We start from the raw sequence: 15405 nt of genomic DNA on the forward strand, positions 1-15405 counted from the left end.
ACCGTCTTCACTTTTGAGGACGGTCTTTCTTATTGTCCACGAAGGCGTAAATCGTGGTAAAATAAACTTTGTGCAATTAAAAGAATGCCAAAATTTTTACGGAGGTGGATTCCATTGACGAGAATTTCTGAAGAGCAAGTACGACATGTCGCGCATTTGGCACGTCTTGCCGTCACGGATGAAGAAGTGCATAAATTTACAGAACAGCTCGATGCAATTATTACGTTTGCGGAGCAGCTGAATGAACTTGATACATCAAACGTGAAACCAACTTCACACGTTTTAGATATGAAAAATGTGCTGCGCGAGGACAAATCGGCACCGGGTCTTGACCGGGAAGAAGTATTGAAAAATGCACCAGATCAGCAGGACGGACAAATCCGTGTACCGTCCATTATTGAGTAAGGAGGAGAGACAGTGTCATTATTTGATCATAAACTGAACGAGATTCAGTCAATGTTACATAAAAAAGAAATCACGATCCCCGACCTTGTTGACGAATCGTTTAAACGAATCGCGGCAGTAGACGGTGATGTGCAGGCATTTTTAACACTGGACGAAGAAAATGCACGTAAACAGGCAGAAGAACTGCAGAAATCCGGCAAAACAGGTATTTTAAACGGTGTGCCGATTGGCGTGAAAGATAATATTGTAACAAAAGGAATCCGCACAACAGCGGCCAGCCAAATTCTTCATAACTTTGACCCGATCTATGATGCAACGGTGGTAAATAAACTGCGCGAAGCAGGAACGATTACAGTCGGCAAGTTAAATATGGATGAATTTGCTATGGGTTCTTCCACTGAAAACTCAAGCTATCAAAAAACACGCAATCCTTGGAATTTAGACCGAGTACCAGGTGGATCATCAGGCGGTTCTGCAGCGGCAGTTGCAGTAGGTGAAGTGCCATTTTCACTCGGTTCAGATACAGGCGGATCTATTCGCCAGCCGGCTTCATTTTGTGGCGTAGTCGGTCTAAAACCAACGTATGGCCGTGTATCGCGCTTTGGTTTGATCGCGTTCGCCTCATCACTTGACCAAATCGGTCCAATAACACGTAACGTAGAAGACAATGCGCATTTGCTTGAAGCGATTGTCGGCGTAGATCCGCACGATTCAACATCTGCAAATGTTCCTGGCGAATCATTTGCAGGGAACTTAACAGGGGATGTAAAAGGTCTTCGTATCGCTGTTCCAAAAGAATACCTCGGCGAAGGGGTTTCAGAAGAAGTAAAACAGTCTGTTTTAGCAGCGCTTAAAGTGCTTGAAGGGCTTGGCGCAACGTGGGAAGAAGTCTCTCTTCCTCACTCTAAATATGGCGTTGCGACTTACTATTTACTTGCCTCATCAGAAGCGTCATCGAACCTGGCGCGTTTTGACGGCATCCGCTACGGCTACCGTGCAGAAAATGCGGAGAATTTAATCGATTTATACAAAAAAACGCGTGCTGAAGGCTTTGGAGATGAAGTGAAACGCCGTATTATGCTCGGTACATTCGCACTTAGCTCCGGCTATTATGATGCGTATTACAAAAAAGCGCAGCAAGTCCGCACACTTATTAAAAAGGATTTTGAAGACGTCTTTGAAAGCTATGATGTCATTATCGGACCAACAACACCGACACCAGCGTTTAAAATCGGCGAGATCATCGACGATCCGCTCACAATGTATGCGAACGACATTTTAACTATCCCGGTAAACCTGGCAGGGGTACCAGGAATTTCTGTTCCATGTGGATTCTCGGATGGCATGCCGCTTGGACTCCAAATTATCGGCCGTCATTTTGATGAAAAAACAGTATATCGTGTTGCACATGCGTACGAGCAGGCAACAGATTTTCATAAAGAAAAACCAGCACTGTAAAGGAGGGCATATAGGTGGAATTTGAAACAGTCATTGGACTAGAAGTCCATGTTGAATTAAAAACAAATTCAAAAATCTTTTCATCGGCACCGGCACATTTTGGTGCGCAGCCGAATACAAACACTACTGTGGTCGATCTCGGGTACCCGGGAGTTTTGCCGGTCATGAACGAACGAGCGGTTGAATATGCGATGAAAGCCGCAATGGCAATCAACTGTGAGATTGCGGAAGAATCAATCTGGGACAGGAAAAATTATTTTTATCCGGACAATCCAAAAGCGTATCAAGTATCACAAAATGATAAGCCAATTGGTGAACATGGCTGGATTGAAATTGAAGTGAACGGCGAAACGAAGCGTATCGGAATTACACGTCTTCATTTAGAAGAGGACGCCGGGAAATTAACACATGCCGGCAAACATTCTTTGTGTGATTACAATCGCCAGGGAACACCGCTTGTCGAGATCGTATCAGAGCCGGATATTCGATCACCGGAAGAAGCATATGCGTTTTTGGAAAAATTAAAGGCGATCATTCAATATACAGAAGTATCAGACTGTAAAATGGAAGAAGGTTCACTTCGTTGTGACGCAAACATTTCCATCCGTCCATTCGGCCAGAAAGAGTTCGGTACAAGAACCGAGCTGAAAAACTTAAACTCATTTAACTTTGTTAGAAAAGGGCTTGAATATGAAGAAAAACGCCAGGCGGAAGTCATTTCATCAGGTGGAAAAGTCGAGCAGGAAACGCGCCGTTTTGATGAATCAACAGGCAAGACACTGCTTATGCGTGTGAAAGAAGGATCGGATGATTACCGTTACTTCCCGGAACCGGACTTGCTTCCGGTATTCATTGACGAAGAGTGGAAAGAACGCGTCCGTGCTTCAATCCCTGAGCTTCCTGATGCACGCAAAAAGCGTTACATGGAAGAGCTTGAACTTCCTGCTCATGACGCAAAAGTGCTCACAATGTCAAAAGAAATTGCTGACTTTTTCGAAGCGACAGTCGCAGCTGGTGCTGGTGCAAAACAAGCATCAAACTGGCTCATGGGCGAAGTTCCGGCTTATTTAAACGCGGAAGGCAAAGAGCTTTCTGAGACAAAATTAACGCCTGAAAACTTAGCAGGAATGATTTCTCTTCTTGAAAAAGGAACAATCTCTTCAAAAATCGCGAAAACGGTTTTCAAAGAAATCATTGAAAACGGCGGCGATGCAGAAGCAATCGTGAAAGAAAAAGGGCTTGTTCAAATTTCTGATGAATCAGCGCTCTTAAAGTTTGTTAACGATGCGCTTGATGCGAACCCACAGTCGATCGCAGACTTTAAAGACGGAAAGAAAAAAGCAATTGGTTTCCTTGTCGGCCAGATTATGAAAGCGTCAAAAGGACAGGCAAACCCGCAAGCTATCAACAAATTGCTTGCAGAAGAAATTGCAAAAAGATAATGAAACTCCGCCGGGCTAATGCCGGCGGTTTTTATTTTGCAAAAATCACGGCCCTTTTAGCATTTTGTTAATTCCAACTTGACTTGTCGGAAAAGATATATTAAATTATATATAACCTATAAAAATAATCGGAATTAAAATTGATGGAGGATATGATCATGAGAGAAGAGTATGCAGTTATGCCGGGAGCAGAATCATTTTACCTTGAAGGAAACGATATCGGTATTGTTCTTTCACACGGATTCATCGGTACACCGCAAAGTGTTCGTGATGTGGCGGAAGGGTTGAATGCCCGAGGATTTTCCGTTATTGCACCGCGCTTAAAAGGACACGGAACGCATCCGGAAGATATGGAACGCTGCACTTATGAAGACTGGTATGAAAGCTACTCACGTGCTTATCGTTTTTTAAAGAAACGCAACAAGCGCATTTTCTTAATGGGTCAGTCAATGGGCGGCACATTGACGTTGAAATTTGCTTCTGAACACCGCGGCATTGAAGGGATCATTACGATCAATGCAGCATTGACACTTCCATCACTTGAGTATTTGCAAAATGACCCTGCACCCCGCTTTATAGAAGAAGGTGCACCGGATATTAAAAAAGAAAACGTTCAAGAAATTACGTATGAAGAAGCACCTGTTCAATCCATTCGGGAGCTTCAAAAACTGATGAAAAAGGTGCCGGCGCTTTTACATCGTATTCAAGTGCCTGCGTTATGCATAAAATCGGCTGTCGATCATGTCGTTCCGCCCGAGAATACATCATTTATTTATCAGTCGATCTCATCAAAGCAAAAACAAATCATCACATTGCCAAACTCGTACCATGTTGCAACAATGGATCACGATCAACACACCATTGTCAATGCAGCAGCTGAATTTGTCCTTGATCAAATCCGCTCGAAAGCTGCGGTGTAAATGGGGACCCTTAGTGTCAAGCTAGGGGTTTTTTTGTGTTTGAAAAGATAGTAGTATAATTTGGTAGAGAGATAAGAGATAGAAAGGATGATGAGCATGCCTGTTATTACTGTAAAGCTGGCGAAAGGGCGGACGGTTGAGCAGAAACAGCAATTTGTTGAAGTGGTGACAAACGAAGCTGTTAAGAAGCTAAATGTAAAAGAAGAATGGGTGACGGTGATCTTTGATGAGTATGAAAGAGAGAACTGGGCATCCAGCGGTGAACTTCATTCATTAAAGTTCGGCGAAGGTTTTGGCATGAAAGGGATAGAGAAATAATGAATAAAAACCGCCCATTGAGTTTGACTCAGGGCGGTCTTCTTCTATCTTGCAGCGTTTATTCAGCTTTTAAGACAGCTGCAAGAATTGTCACTGCTTTTTCTATTTCCTTGTCAGACACGTTCAATGGAGGAAGCAGGCGAAGTACGTGCGTGCCGGCTGTCAGGATAAGCAAATTGTGTTCGCGAGCTTTCGTGACGAAAGGACCCGCTTCATCTGTCAGCTCGATTCCAACCATTAACCCTTTTCCTTTTAGTTGTTTGACGGAATCAACCCCGGAAAGGGCATCTGTTAATAAGGAGTTCAGTTTTTCCCCTTTTGCTGTGACATCTGCAAGGAATTTTTCATCGAAAATCGTGTTCAACGTTTCTTTAGCCGCTGCAAGAGCAACGGGATTTCCACCGAATGTTGAGCCATGTGAACCTGCAGAAAATGCTTCTGCCAGAGCGGCTTTTCCGACAATTGCACCGAGGGGGAAGCCATTGGCAATAGCTTTTGCTACAGAAATAATATCCGGATCAAGTCCAGCATGCTGGAAGGCAAAAGGCTTGCCTGTCCGGCCAATCCCTGTTTGAATCTCATCAATGATGACAAGGGAGCCATTTTCATGTGCCAGTTTTTCAACTTCTTTCAAAAAGTCAGCATTGCCTTCATTGATTCCGCCTTCTCCTTGAATGACTTCAAACATAACCGCTGCCGTATTTTCATCAAGTGCGGCTTTTAGCCCATCCAAATTGTTTATTTTTACATATTCAAACGTTTCAAGCATTGGCCCGAAGCCGGTTTTTATTTTGTCCTGTCCGGTTGCTGCCATTGTAGCGAATGTCCGGCCATGGAAGGAATCGATAAATGTAATCACTTTCGTGCGGCCAGTTGCTTTTCGGGCAAGTTTAATCGCGGCTTCATTTGCTTCCGCACCGCTGTTTCCGAAGAATACAAGGTCGAGACCCGATGCATCTGTCAGTTGTTTTGCCACTTCTTCCTGCAGGTCGATCTGAAATAAGTTTGATGTATGCCAGAAGTTTTCAAGCTGTTCTTCTACAGCTTTTTTCACATTTTCGGGTGCGTGTCCAAGGTTGCAAACGCTGATACCTGATGTGAAATCAAGATATTCTTTGCCGTCCTTTGCCGTGAGATAAGCGCCTTTCGCTTTCAAAGGCGTTACATCCCAGCGCGCATATGTCGGGAATAAATGACTCAATTTTCTTCCTCCTCTTTATTAAACTGTGTACCGTACCACTTGCCGTTTTCGTAAAATGGTTTTTTACCGGATACGATATGCACATGTCCACAGCTTTCAAGCGCTTTTAAGGCTGTATTCACTTTCGGGATCATGCCTCCGCTAATGACGCCTGTGTTAATTAGTTCCTGAGTCTGTGATCCTGTTAATTCCGGTACAAGCTGGCCATTATTTAAAACACCGTCTACATCTGTCACCATCAGCAAGTGCTCAGCGGCAAGAGCATGTGCAGCGGCACCAGCTGCGTGATCCGCGTTAACATTTAATACGGAACCATCTGGACCTTTTGCAATGGGTGTTAGGACAGGAAGAAGGCCAATATTTAAAAGTGTCTCTAGCACTGTTTTGTTGACGGATGTGACGTCACCGACAAAACCAAGTTCTTCTTGATTAATAAAATCTGCCTCTAAAATTCCATGGTCGCTTGACTGAAGGCCGATGGTAGCGATGCCGCGCACTTCAAGAAGGCGGACGAGTTTCCGGTTCATACTGCCGGACAAAACGAGTTCCGCAGCTTCGAGTACTTCCTTTGATGTTACACGCAAGCCATTTTTAAATTCACTTTTCACGTTCATTTTTTCGAGCATCGCATTAATTTCCGGACCTCCGCCGTGAACAAATACGATTTTATATCCGTCTGAAAGCAGTGATTTCATGCTGTTAAAAAAACTGTCCGATAGTTCTTTCAATACACTGCCGCCGCATTTAACGACTACTGTTTTCATATAAATCCTCCTTTATTGTCTAGCGCTAATGCGGTTCTGGAAGGCGTGTCACCGCCCTCGCTAACAATATTTAAGGGTACATAGGGAATCCTTTTAACCCTGCAGTTTCATCAAATCCAAACATAATATTCGCGTTTTGAATAGCTTGCCCCGCGGCGCCTTTCACGAGATTATCGATAACTGACACGATCACAAGCCGGTTTGTGCGTACATCGACGTCTACAGAAATATCACAATAGTTAGAACCTGCTACTTCTTTAATGCCAGGAAACTGTTTAGATGGACGGATGCGCACGAATGGGTCATTTTTATAAGTTTCTTCGTATAACGCATGAACGTCCTCAGTCGTCATAGCTTTTGTAAGCGGTGCGTACATTGTCGCCATAATCCCGCGTGAGACGGGAAGAAGGTGTGTCGAGAATGTGATGGGTGCTGTGTTTTCATTCCACCAGGAGAGCTGTTGTTCAATTTCCGGTATGTGCTGGTGCTCGTTTACTTTATAAATTCGGAAGTTGTCGTTCATTTCCGCAAAGTGAACGACCGGGGACAAACCGCGGCCGGCACCGGATACACCTGATTTCGCATCAATAATAATATTCTTTACATCGATCACATTATTTTTTACGGCAGGCGCAAGGCCTAAAAGTGCGGCAGTTGGGTAGCAGCCTGGATTTGACAGTACTTTAGCCGTCTTCACGTTATCGCGGTTCCATTCGGTTAAGCCGTATACCGCTTCTGCAACAAACGACTGGTCTGCCGGTTCTTTTTTATACCATTTTTGATAATCTGCGGTTTCTTTTAGGCGAAGATCACCGGATAGATCCACGACTTTTGCATGTCCTCCTGAAAGCTGAGGTGCAAGTGCAGCAGCAGCTCCTGATGGGACAGCTAAAAAGACGATATCAGCCGTCTCTTTAATGACTTCTGTATCAATTTTAGTAAGTGGAAGCGGGCATATATCTGCCAGGTGAGGGTATTCTTCCGTAACCGGGACACCATCTTTGCTTGAAGAATAAATTGCATGCAATTCAAAATTGGGGTGATTGGATAAAAGACGTATAAGTTCAATTCCTCCATAACCAGAAGCGCCGATAACTGATGCTTTCATATGAATACTCCTTTGTATTTTTATTTATATTTATTTATAATTATTAAAGTATGTCTTTTCATTATAAAATTGCTTTCTCTTTAAATCAACCGATTTTGTCAAATGACTTGTTTTTGTGCATAATGGAGACAGGGAAAGATTAGAAAAATCTGCAACGGGGGAGAAAAGATGGAGTTGCATGAATGGTATGAAAAAGGGCTGACGCCCGAACAATATATAGAACAGATGTCAAAACATAAAGAAAGTTTTCTTCACGTATTAAAAACATTTCACTTGTCCGGAGATGAAGCCGCGCTCGTAAATAAACTGCGGGAGGCAAAGTGGCGGGTTGTGGTCATTACAGAAGACTGGTGCGGAGATGCCATGTTGAATGTGCCGATTTTATTCGCGCTCGCAAAAGCAGCAGATATGGATGTTCGTTTATTACTTCGCGATGAAAATCTCGAATTAATGGATCAATATTTAACAAATGGTACTTCACGTGCCATTCCCATTTTTATATTTATAAATGAAGAAGGTGAAGAGCAGGCTGTATGGGGTCCTCGTGCGCCAGCTGTTCAAGAAATGGTAACAAATTACCGTTCGTCTTTGCCGCCGCGTGATCATCATGATTTTGAAGAGAAAAGTCGTGAAATGGTCACAAGGCTCACAGAAGCGTATCGGACGGATGAAACGCTCTGGCAGGAAGTATACCGCAGCTTGAAGACAACGATTGCGGAACGATTATATTAATAGAAGAAAGACTGGGATAATCATGACGAAAAGAGCACGAATTATTTACAATCCAACATCCGGCCGAGAGCTTTTCCGCAAACATTTGCCGGAAGCACTGGAGAAGTTAGAGCGGGCAGGCTATGAAACATCAGCCCACGCGACAACCGGTGAAGGCGATGCGACAATTGCGGCACGCACCGCGGTGGAACGGGGATTTGATGTGGTTATTGCAGCCGGTGGCGATGGCACCTTAAATGAAGTGGTGAACGGTCTTGCAGGTCACGAACACCGACCGAAATTTGGGGTCATACCGATGGGGACTACAAATGATTTCGCGCGCGCTTTGCACATTCCAAGAGATATTCAAGGTGCGGTGGATGTCATCACAGAGGGAGATACGATTCCCGTTGATGTCGGCCGGATGAATGAACGCTACTTCATTAATATTGCCGGTGGGGGCCGCTTGACGGAACTCACCTATGAAGTGCCGAGCAAGCTAAAAACGATGCTCGGACAGCTTGCCTATTATTTGAAAGGGATCGAAATGCTGCCATCCATTAAACCGACCGATGTGATGATTGAATATGATGGGCAAGTCTTTGAAGGAGAATCATTGCTTTTTCTTATTGGGCTGACAAATTCAGTAGGAGGCTTTGAAAAACTTGCGCCTGATTCGTCTGTGAATGACGGATTGTTTACGCTGCTCATCCTGAAAAAAACGAATCTTGCTGAATTTATCCGCATTGCCGGACTGGCGCTTCGAGGAGAGCATTTAAATGATCCCCACGTTATTTATACGAAAGCGAAGCGGATTAAAGTATCATCAAGCGAGCAGGTGCTGATTAATTTGGATGGTGAACTTGGCGGGGAAATTCCAGCAGACTTTGAAAATTTGTACCGCCATCTTGATGTATTCGCCCCAATTGATAAACTGCGCCCGCAGGATCGGATCTATTAATGAAGAGCTGTCTCATATCAATGAGACAGTTTTTTTTATGAAAAACCTTTCGTATTGCGAAAAGTATGGTAAAATAGTTACCTGAGTAACTAATTGGGAGGCGTTTATGGCAACACACGAATTGTTTCATACGATTCATCAACTGTCTCGAGAACTGACGAAACTGATCAACCAAACACTTCAGCCTTTTGGACTTTACAGCGCTCAATGGGCTGTTTTATTTGTATTGAAGGAAGAAGGAAGTATGTCGCAGTCTGATCTATGCGAATACTTGGCAGTGGAAGCCCCGCCGATGACACGGACGATTCAACGTCTCATCAAGCAGGACTACGTACGATATACACAGGGAGCAGACAAGCGCGTTAAAATGATTCATCTAACCGAAAAAGCAGAAACAGCATATCCAGAATGGGAACAGGCCGTCCTATCGGCGAACGAGAAGCTCCTAGCTGGTATGCCGGATGAAAAACGCATTGTTATGCAAACACTACTCGCATCATGGCTCGGCACCTTGAAAGGAGTTTCACATGAGTAAACCAGCTTTATGGACAAAAGATTTTATTGGAATTGCGTTAACGAATTTTTTCGTATTTATGTCGTTTTATTTTTTGCTTGTCACATTGCCCATATTTGTTCTAAATGAGATGAACGGTTCAGAAACAGAAGCGGGTCTGGCGATAACGGTCTTTTTAATTTCTGCTATTCTCATTCGATTTATTTCCGGACAGTGGGTCGAACACTTCGGGCAAAAACGAGTACTTATTGCTTCACTCATTATTTTCCTTGCGGCAACGATGTTATATCCGTTTATAAATGGACTGACGGCACTTCTTATTCTTCGCTTTTTTCACGGGATTGGATTTGGAATGGCGACAACTGCGGCAGGTGCTGTCGTTGCAAATATTATCCCGAATTCACGCCGCGGCGAAGGAATGGGCTATTATGTCATGTCGATGAATCTCGCCATGGCCATTGGACCCTTTGCAGGTCTTGCAATCATGAACGAGTGGGGCATCAAAACAGGATTTCTTGTCTGTATCACGATCGCTGCAGCTGCCTTATTGACCGGCCTTTCTTTGAAAAAAGATGAATTGCAACGGCAGCCGGAAGAACGATTCAAAATGGATCTAAGTCCCGGAAATTTAATTGAAAAATCAGCGGTGCCCATTTCGTTAACGGGTCTCTTCTTCGCGATTGTCTATTCAGCGATATTATCATTCGTTTCCGTTTATGCAGAAGAATTGCACCTTGGAGAAGTCGCTGGTTATTTCTTTGTAGTTTATGCAATCATCATTCTACTGTCTCGTCCGTTTACAGGTCGATGGTTTGATCAATACGGGGCAAATAGGATTGTCTATCCGTCGATAGTGATTTTTGCAGTCGGAATGCTTGTCCTCAGCCTGGCAGGAGGTCCAGCATTTTATTTGATTGCAGCGGGCGTGATTGGACTCGGATGGGGTACACTCTTTCCAGGGTTTCAAACGATTGCGATTTCCAGAGCGAGACCGGAGAAGAAAGCACTGGCTACGGCCACGTTCTTATCACTCTTTGACCTTGGCATTGGATTGGGATCGTTCGTCATCGGCGCGGCTGCAGCAGGACTCGGATTTAAAACCTTGTACGCTGCGTGTGCTGTCTACGTACTCATAGGCATCATTGTTTACTACTTTGTACAAAAAGCAGGAAAAAAACCGGAAAGTTCGCCTCTTTAAACAGGCGAACTTTTTTCATATTTGCTACACTGTGAATAAGAAAAATTGGAAGAAGGAATAAGCATGAATGGTGTACTTTCATTATTAAAGCCGTACCGGTTAAAGATGGCGGCCGCCTGGGGGCTCATGCTGCTGGAGCTTGCTGTTGAGCTCGTCCTCCCGATTTTAATGGCGAAAATGATTGATGATGGGATCCTCGCCGGCGATCTGGATACGGTAATCCGGTGGGGAGCGATTATGATCGGGTTGTCTTTGTTTTCATTTGCGGCCGGTATTACTAATTCGTTTATCGCGGCCCGAATCGGCCAAAACTATGGATATGATATACGGAAAAAATTAATTGAAAAAGTACAGTCTTTCTCATTTGCCCAGTACGGCCATTTCGATACATCGACACTGATTACACGCATGACAAACGACGTGACCCAGCTGCAAAATGCGGTTTTTATGAGTTTAAGAATCATGCTTCGTGCACCGCTAATGATTATTTTTGGAACAGTAATGGCCGTGTACGTTCATTTTGGATTATCGATTGTCTTGCTTATTACCGTGCCAGTCATGACGATCTTTATGTTATGGATGATGAGCCGGGGAGCTCGCATGTTTCAGCGTGTTCAAAAGAAACTCGACAAAGTGAACAGCGTGATGCGTGAAAATTTAACAGGCATTCGTTTAATTAAAGCGTTTGTTCGGAGTGAGTATGAGAAAACCAGGTTTCAGCAGGCTGGAACTGCACTCATGAATGAAACAATCCGCGTCATTCGCACGTTTGAAAGCATCGTTCCCATTTTATTGCTGGTGATGAATAGCAGTCTCATTTTCATTTTATGGTTCGGCTTTGTAGAGATGCAAAACGGTACGGCAACGACAGGTGAGATTGTTGCGATAATCAACTATGCGGCCCGTATCATTATTTCTTTGTCGATCTTTACGTTCATCACGATTGCGTTTGCGCGCGGGAAAGCTTCTGCCGGGCGGATCGATGAAGTATTGCAAATTGAAGAGGAGAAATTGAAGCCGGTTACAGATACGTACCCAAAAGAGGGCGCTATCGAGTTTGATCGAATCACGTTCACGTATCCTGGGGGGACGTCACCAGTTCTAAACGAGTTGACGATGACCGTTAAACGTGGGGAAATGGCGGCGATCCTCGGTGAAACAGGATCGGGTAAATCGGCGTTATTATCGCTTATTCCGCGTTTATACGAGCCGGATTCAGGTGTGGTCTTAATAGGCGGCCGCGACATTAGCCGTATGAACATGGATTTGCTTCGCCGTGAAATTGGCTTTGTGCCGCAGGAATCGCATCTGTTTAGCGGTTCAATACTTGACAATATTCGCTGGGGCAAAAAAGATGCGACGGAAGAAGAAGTGGTGGAAGCGGCCCGGAAAGCCCAAATTCATGAAACGATCGAAGCGCTGCCGGACGGGTACAATACAGTCATCGGTCAAAAAGGGGTGACGCTGTCAGGTGGTCAAAAGCAGCGAATATCGATTGCACGGGCACTCATTCGAAAACCGGATATTCTTCTTCTCGACGACAGTACGAGCGCACTTGATGTAAAAACAGAAACGGCATTAATCGATGCAGTGACAGAAGAAGAGTGTACGATTTTTATTGTGACTCAAAAAATTTCAACGGCGCAGCTGGCGGATCGTATTTTTATCATTGAAGATGGGAAAATATCGGTTTCCGGTACACATGCGGAACTCGCCGCTGAAGATAGTTTGTATAAACGTCTGATGGAGTCGCAGGGTAGAAAGGAAGACGCATATGAACAAACAGGGCGCTAATCTGAAGACAAAGCCCAAAATAACCAATATGTCAGGTACATTGAAGCGTTTAGCCGGTTATTTAATGAAACGAAAAGCAAAGCTGATCTTAACGATGATCATGGTTGCATTGAGCTCCGTTTTAGCACTGGCCGGCCCCTTTATAATCGGCGTTTCCATTGATGACTACATAGCGGCAGGAGACGAGCGTGGTCTTTTATGGCTGCTTGTGGGACTCGCCTTCGTTTATATAAGCTATTCAGCAGTCATGTTTTTGCAAAACTATTGGATGGCAGACATTGCCCAAAAGTCGGTATACGAACTGCGTGACGACTTGTTCCGTCATTTTCATATGCTGCCGATCGCCTTTTTTGATAAACGGCGTCACGGAGAATTGATGAGCAGAGTGACGAACGATATTGACAATATTAGCAGTACGCTAAATAGTACGATCATCCAAATTGGGTCAGGTGTATTGACGCTCGCTGGTTCTATCGTGGTCATGGTTTATTTAAGCCCGATTTTAACGGCTGTTACATTGATAATTATTCCACTTATGTTTTTGGGAATGAAGTGGATCACAAGCCGGACGGGTCCAAAGTTTAAAGAACAGCAGCGTCATCTCGGTGATTTGAACGGCTTCATTGAAGAAGCCATTTCGAGCCGTCATATCGTGAAAATGTTTTCGCGGGAGGACGAAATGATCGCTGATTTTATGGAGAAGAATGGCCGTTTAAGAGAAGCTGGTTATTTGGCGCAGGCATATTCAGGGTTCATACCAAAGCTGATGAACGTGTTGAATAATTCAAGTTTTGCCATGATCGCGCTTGCCGGAGGAATTCTTGCGCTGAAAGGACACGCAACGGTCGGGACGATTGTGATTTTCACCGAGTATGCCCGCCAGTTCACGCGTCCCCTTAATGACCTGGCAAATCAGTACAACACGCTTTTGTCTGCTGTCGCTGGGGCGGAGCGTGTATTTGACATAATGGACACAGATAAAGCGATTGACGAGTCGACAGGCGGCCATCATCACATTTTAGGAGAAGTGGTCTTTCAAGACGTGTCCTTCTCTTATGAAAAAGGGAAAGAGACACTTTCAGACGTATCATTCAGTGCGTTAAAAGGAGAAATGATTGCGCTGATTGGACCGACTGGTTCCGGTAAAACGACCATTATGAATCTGCTGGCGAGGTTTTATGAACCGGATCTCGGGTCTATCTTATTTGACGGCGTTGACAGCCGGGAGATTTCCGGATCTGATTTGCGGAGGCAGATGGGGTTCGTCCTTCAAGACACGGTGCTGTTTGAAGAAACAGTGATGGAAAACATTCGCTATGGAAGGCTGGATGCGACAGACGAGGAAGTGGTCGAAGCGGCCCGGCTTGCGAATGCCCATGCATTTATTATGAAAATGCCGGATGGCTATGCGGCAAAATTGAGCCAGGACGGTTCAGGGATCAGTCAGGGACAGAGGCAATTAATCGCAATTGCAAGGGCGGTATTAGCGGATCCGGTTCTATTAATATTGGATGAAGCAACAAGCAGCATCGATACAATGACAGAACTTCATATCCAAGAAGCGCTTAGTCGGCTGATGGAAGGGAGAACAAGCTTTGTCATCGCACACCGATTGAATACAATCCGTCGTGCCGATCAGGTGATTGCACTGCGCGAAGGAAGGGTTGAAGCAATTGGGACATACAAAGATGTTGTAGGGATTGAGAATGCCTAAGGAACAAAAAGAGCTAAAGGTACAAAAGAGGCACCGGAACGATTCCGGTGCCTTTTGTCTATTATAAATCAAGTGATTGCGGGGGTTCGCCATTTTTATTCATTAATCGAATCTGCTCCGGATTGATTTGTAAAATGAGCAGCCTTGGATCCTCAGGACCGTCAAACCAGGGCTCAAGATGTGGATTCCACACTTTTTCCCTCATGCTTTGATCATCCGATTCGATAATTTTTCCTTCTATTTCTACATAAGAATCGCCAAATCCTTCTCCTTCATAACCCAGCAATATGTGGGTGTATGGATTTTGTTCAATGTCTTCTGTTTTGTGCGTGTCTTTGCTCGTCACGGTGTACAGCGTCAAACTATCATTAAAAAACGTCATGTAGCGTGAACGGGGTTTATTGCCATGGATCGTAGCCATCGTTCCAACCCGGCTTTCTTTTAATATCGTTAAAATCTCGTCTTTAAGTTGACTCATTCTGACTCATCTCCTTGTGGTATTTACTATTCCTTTTCATGGATTTTTTAAACATGATATGATGAACCAAAAAGGTGGAACTCGAGCAGGAGTTGAAAGAAGCGGCGCGCCGTTGTAAGATGAAGGGTATTGTTTTGAAGTGAATGAACCGTTATACGGTCTTGATGTTCATAGGAAGACAAGTTTTGTTGATCATAGGCAAGAGAAAATGGTTATACTTTCGATTGACGGAAACGAAATGCTGTATGGTCCGTCTGTCCTAGAATGGGAAATGGCGTTTTATTATACTGATGAACCCGTTCACATTTATTTGCTTGAAAACTATATTTGGCATGATATATTGGTCAACAGGATTGTAAAAGAAAAAGTAATGGAAACGTGGATTTCCAGAGAGCGCGATGAATTTTTTCAATAATTGA

16 protein-coding genes are annotated in these 15405 nt (G+C 44.2%); 12 read left to right on the plus strand and 4 right to left on the minus strand.

What is annotated here, in order from left to right:
- The first annotated feature begins 114 nt into the window (after window positions 1–114).
- The 5 genes from gatC (at window position 115) to BTO28_RS03460 (ending at window position 4543) form a co-directional block, all read left to right on the plus strand.
- Window positions 115–405: an Asp-tRNA(Asn)/Glu-tRNA(Gln) amidotransferase subunit GatC gene (gene gatC, locus BTO28_RS03440; RefSeq protein WP_076764064.1), complete on the plus strand. Its 291-nt coding sequence runs from the start codon at window positions 115–117 to the stop codon at window positions 403–405.
- Between the two features lie 12 nt (window positions 406–417).
- Window positions 418–1863 carry an Asp-tRNA(Asn)/Glu-tRNA(Gln) amidotransferase subunit GatA gene (gene gatA / locus BTO28_RS03445; RefSeq protein ID WP_076764065.1) on the plus strand — a complete coding sequence of 482 codons (1446 nt, stop codon included), beginning with the start codon at window positions 418–420 and terminating at the stop codon, window positions 1861–1863.
- 14 nt (window positions 1864–1877) lie between these two features.
- Entirely contained in the window at window positions 1878–3305 is a 1428-nt protein-coding gene (gene gatB / locus BTO28_RS03450) for an Asp-tRNA(Asn)/Glu-tRNA(Gln) amidotransferase subunit GatB (RefSeq protein WP_076764067.1), read from the plus strand.
- Window positions 3306–3463: 158 nt separating this feature from the next.
- Entirely contained in the window at window positions 3464–4225 is a 762-nt protein-coding gene (locus tag BTO28_RS03455; RefSeq protein ID WP_076764069.1) for an alpha/beta hydrolase, read from the plus strand.
- 90 nt (window positions 4226–4315) lie between these two features.
- Complete coding sequence (locus BTO28_RS03460) at window positions 4316–4543, plus strand: tautomerase family protein (protein WP_269843857.1); 228 nt, start codon at window positions 4316–4318, stop codon at window positions 4541–4543.
- 58 nt (window positions 4544–4601) lie between these two features.
- Here the strand turns inward: BTO28_RS03460 and BTO28_RS03465 are convergent, their stop codons facing one another.
- From BTO28_RS03465 to argC, 3 genes are all read right to left on the minus strand, one after another.
- Window positions 4602–5744, minus strand: coding sequence for an acetylornithine transaminase (locus BTO28_RS03465; protein WP_076764071.1), 1143 nt, complete (start codon window positions 5742–5744; stop codon window positions 4602–4604).
- Entirely contained in the window at window positions 5741–6508 is a 768-nt protein-coding gene (argB, locus tag BTO28_RS03470) for an acetylglutamate kinase (protein ID WP_076764073.1), read from the minus strand. The genes BTO28_RS03465 and argB overlap by 4 nt, the downstream gene beginning before the upstream one ends.
- A gap of 70 nt (window positions 6509–6578) precedes the next feature.
- The gene (gene argC / locus BTO28_RS03475) at window positions 6579–7616 is read right to left on the minus strand and encodes an N-acetyl-gamma-glutamyl-phosphate reductase (RefSeq protein WP_076764075.1); all 1038 of its coding nucleotides are present in this window, start codon (window positions 7614–7616) and stop codon (window positions 6579–6581) included.
- Window positions 7617–7784: 168 nt separating this feature from the next.
- On the opposite strand from argC, the gene BTO28_RS03480 reads away from it, so the two are divergent.
- The 6 genes from BTO28_RS03480 (at window position 7785) to BTO28_RS03505 (ending at window position 14508) form a co-directional block, all read left to right on the plus strand.
- Window positions 7785–8348 (plus strand): thioredoxin family protein, encoded by a 564-nt coding sequence (locus tag BTO28_RS03480; RefSeq protein ID WP_076764076.1) that lies wholly within the window; start codon window positions 7785–7787, stop codon window positions 8346–8348.
- A gap of 22 nt (window positions 8349–8370) precedes the next feature.
- A complete protein-coding gene (locus BTO28_RS03485) occupies window positions 8371–9288 on the plus strand; it encodes a diacylglycerol kinase (protein ID WP_076764078.1) in 918 nt (305 codons plus the stop codon).
- Between the two features lie 106 nt (window positions 9289–9394).
- The gene (locus BTO28_RS03490) at window positions 9395–9823 is read left to right on the plus strand and encodes a MarR family winged helix-turn-helix transcriptional regulator (protein WP_076764080.1); all 429 of its coding nucleotides are present in this window, start codon (window positions 9395–9397) and stop codon (window positions 9821–9823) included.
- Window positions 9816–11000: an MFS transporter gene (locus tag BTO28_RS03495; RefSeq protein ID WP_076764081.1), complete on the plus strand. Its 1185-nt coding sequence runs from the start codon at window positions 9816–9818 to the stop codon at window positions 10998–11000. The genes BTO28_RS03490 and BTO28_RS03495 overlap by 8 nt, the downstream gene beginning before the upstream one ends.
- A gap of 63 nt (window positions 11001–11063) precedes the next feature.
- Window positions 11064–12794 (plus strand): ABC transporter ATP-binding protein, encoded by a 1731-nt coding sequence (locus BTO28_RS03500; RefSeq protein ID WP_076764084.1) that lies wholly within the window; start codon window positions 11064–11066, stop codon window positions 12792–12794.
- The gene (locus BTO28_RS03505; protein ID WP_076764086.1) at window positions 12775–14508 is read left to right on the plus strand and encodes an ABC transporter ATP-binding protein; all 1734 of its coding nucleotides are present in this window, start codon (window positions 12775–12777) and stop codon (window positions 14506–14508) included. The genes BTO28_RS03500 and BTO28_RS03505 overlap by 20 nt, the downstream gene beginning before the upstream one ends.
- 61 nt (window positions 14509–14569) lie before the next feature.
- On the opposite strand, the gene BTO28_RS03510 is transcribed toward BTO28_RS03505, so the two are convergent.
- Window positions 14570–14986, minus strand: coding sequence for a pyridoxamine 5'-phosphate oxidase family protein (locus tag BTO28_RS03510; RefSeq protein ID WP_076764087.1), 417 nt, complete (start codon window positions 14984–14986; stop codon window positions 14570–14572).
- Between the two features lie 139 nt (window positions 14987–15125).
- Here BTO28_RS03510 and BTO28_RS03515 point away from each other — a divergent pair, with 139 nt between their 5' ends.
- On the plus strand, window positions 15126–15401 hold the full coding sequence (locus BTO28_RS03515; RefSeq protein WP_144289446.1) for a phospholipase D-like domain-containing protein: 276 nt from the start codon (window positions 15126–15128) through the stop codon (window positions 15399–15401).
- Window positions 15402–15405 lie beyond the last annotated feature (4 nt).

The sequence above is a fragment of the Domibacillus epiphyticus genome (assembly GCF_001975785.1).
Classification (GTDB): Bacteria; Bacillota; Bacilli; order Bacillales; family Domibacillaceae; genus Domibacillus; species Domibacillus epiphyticus.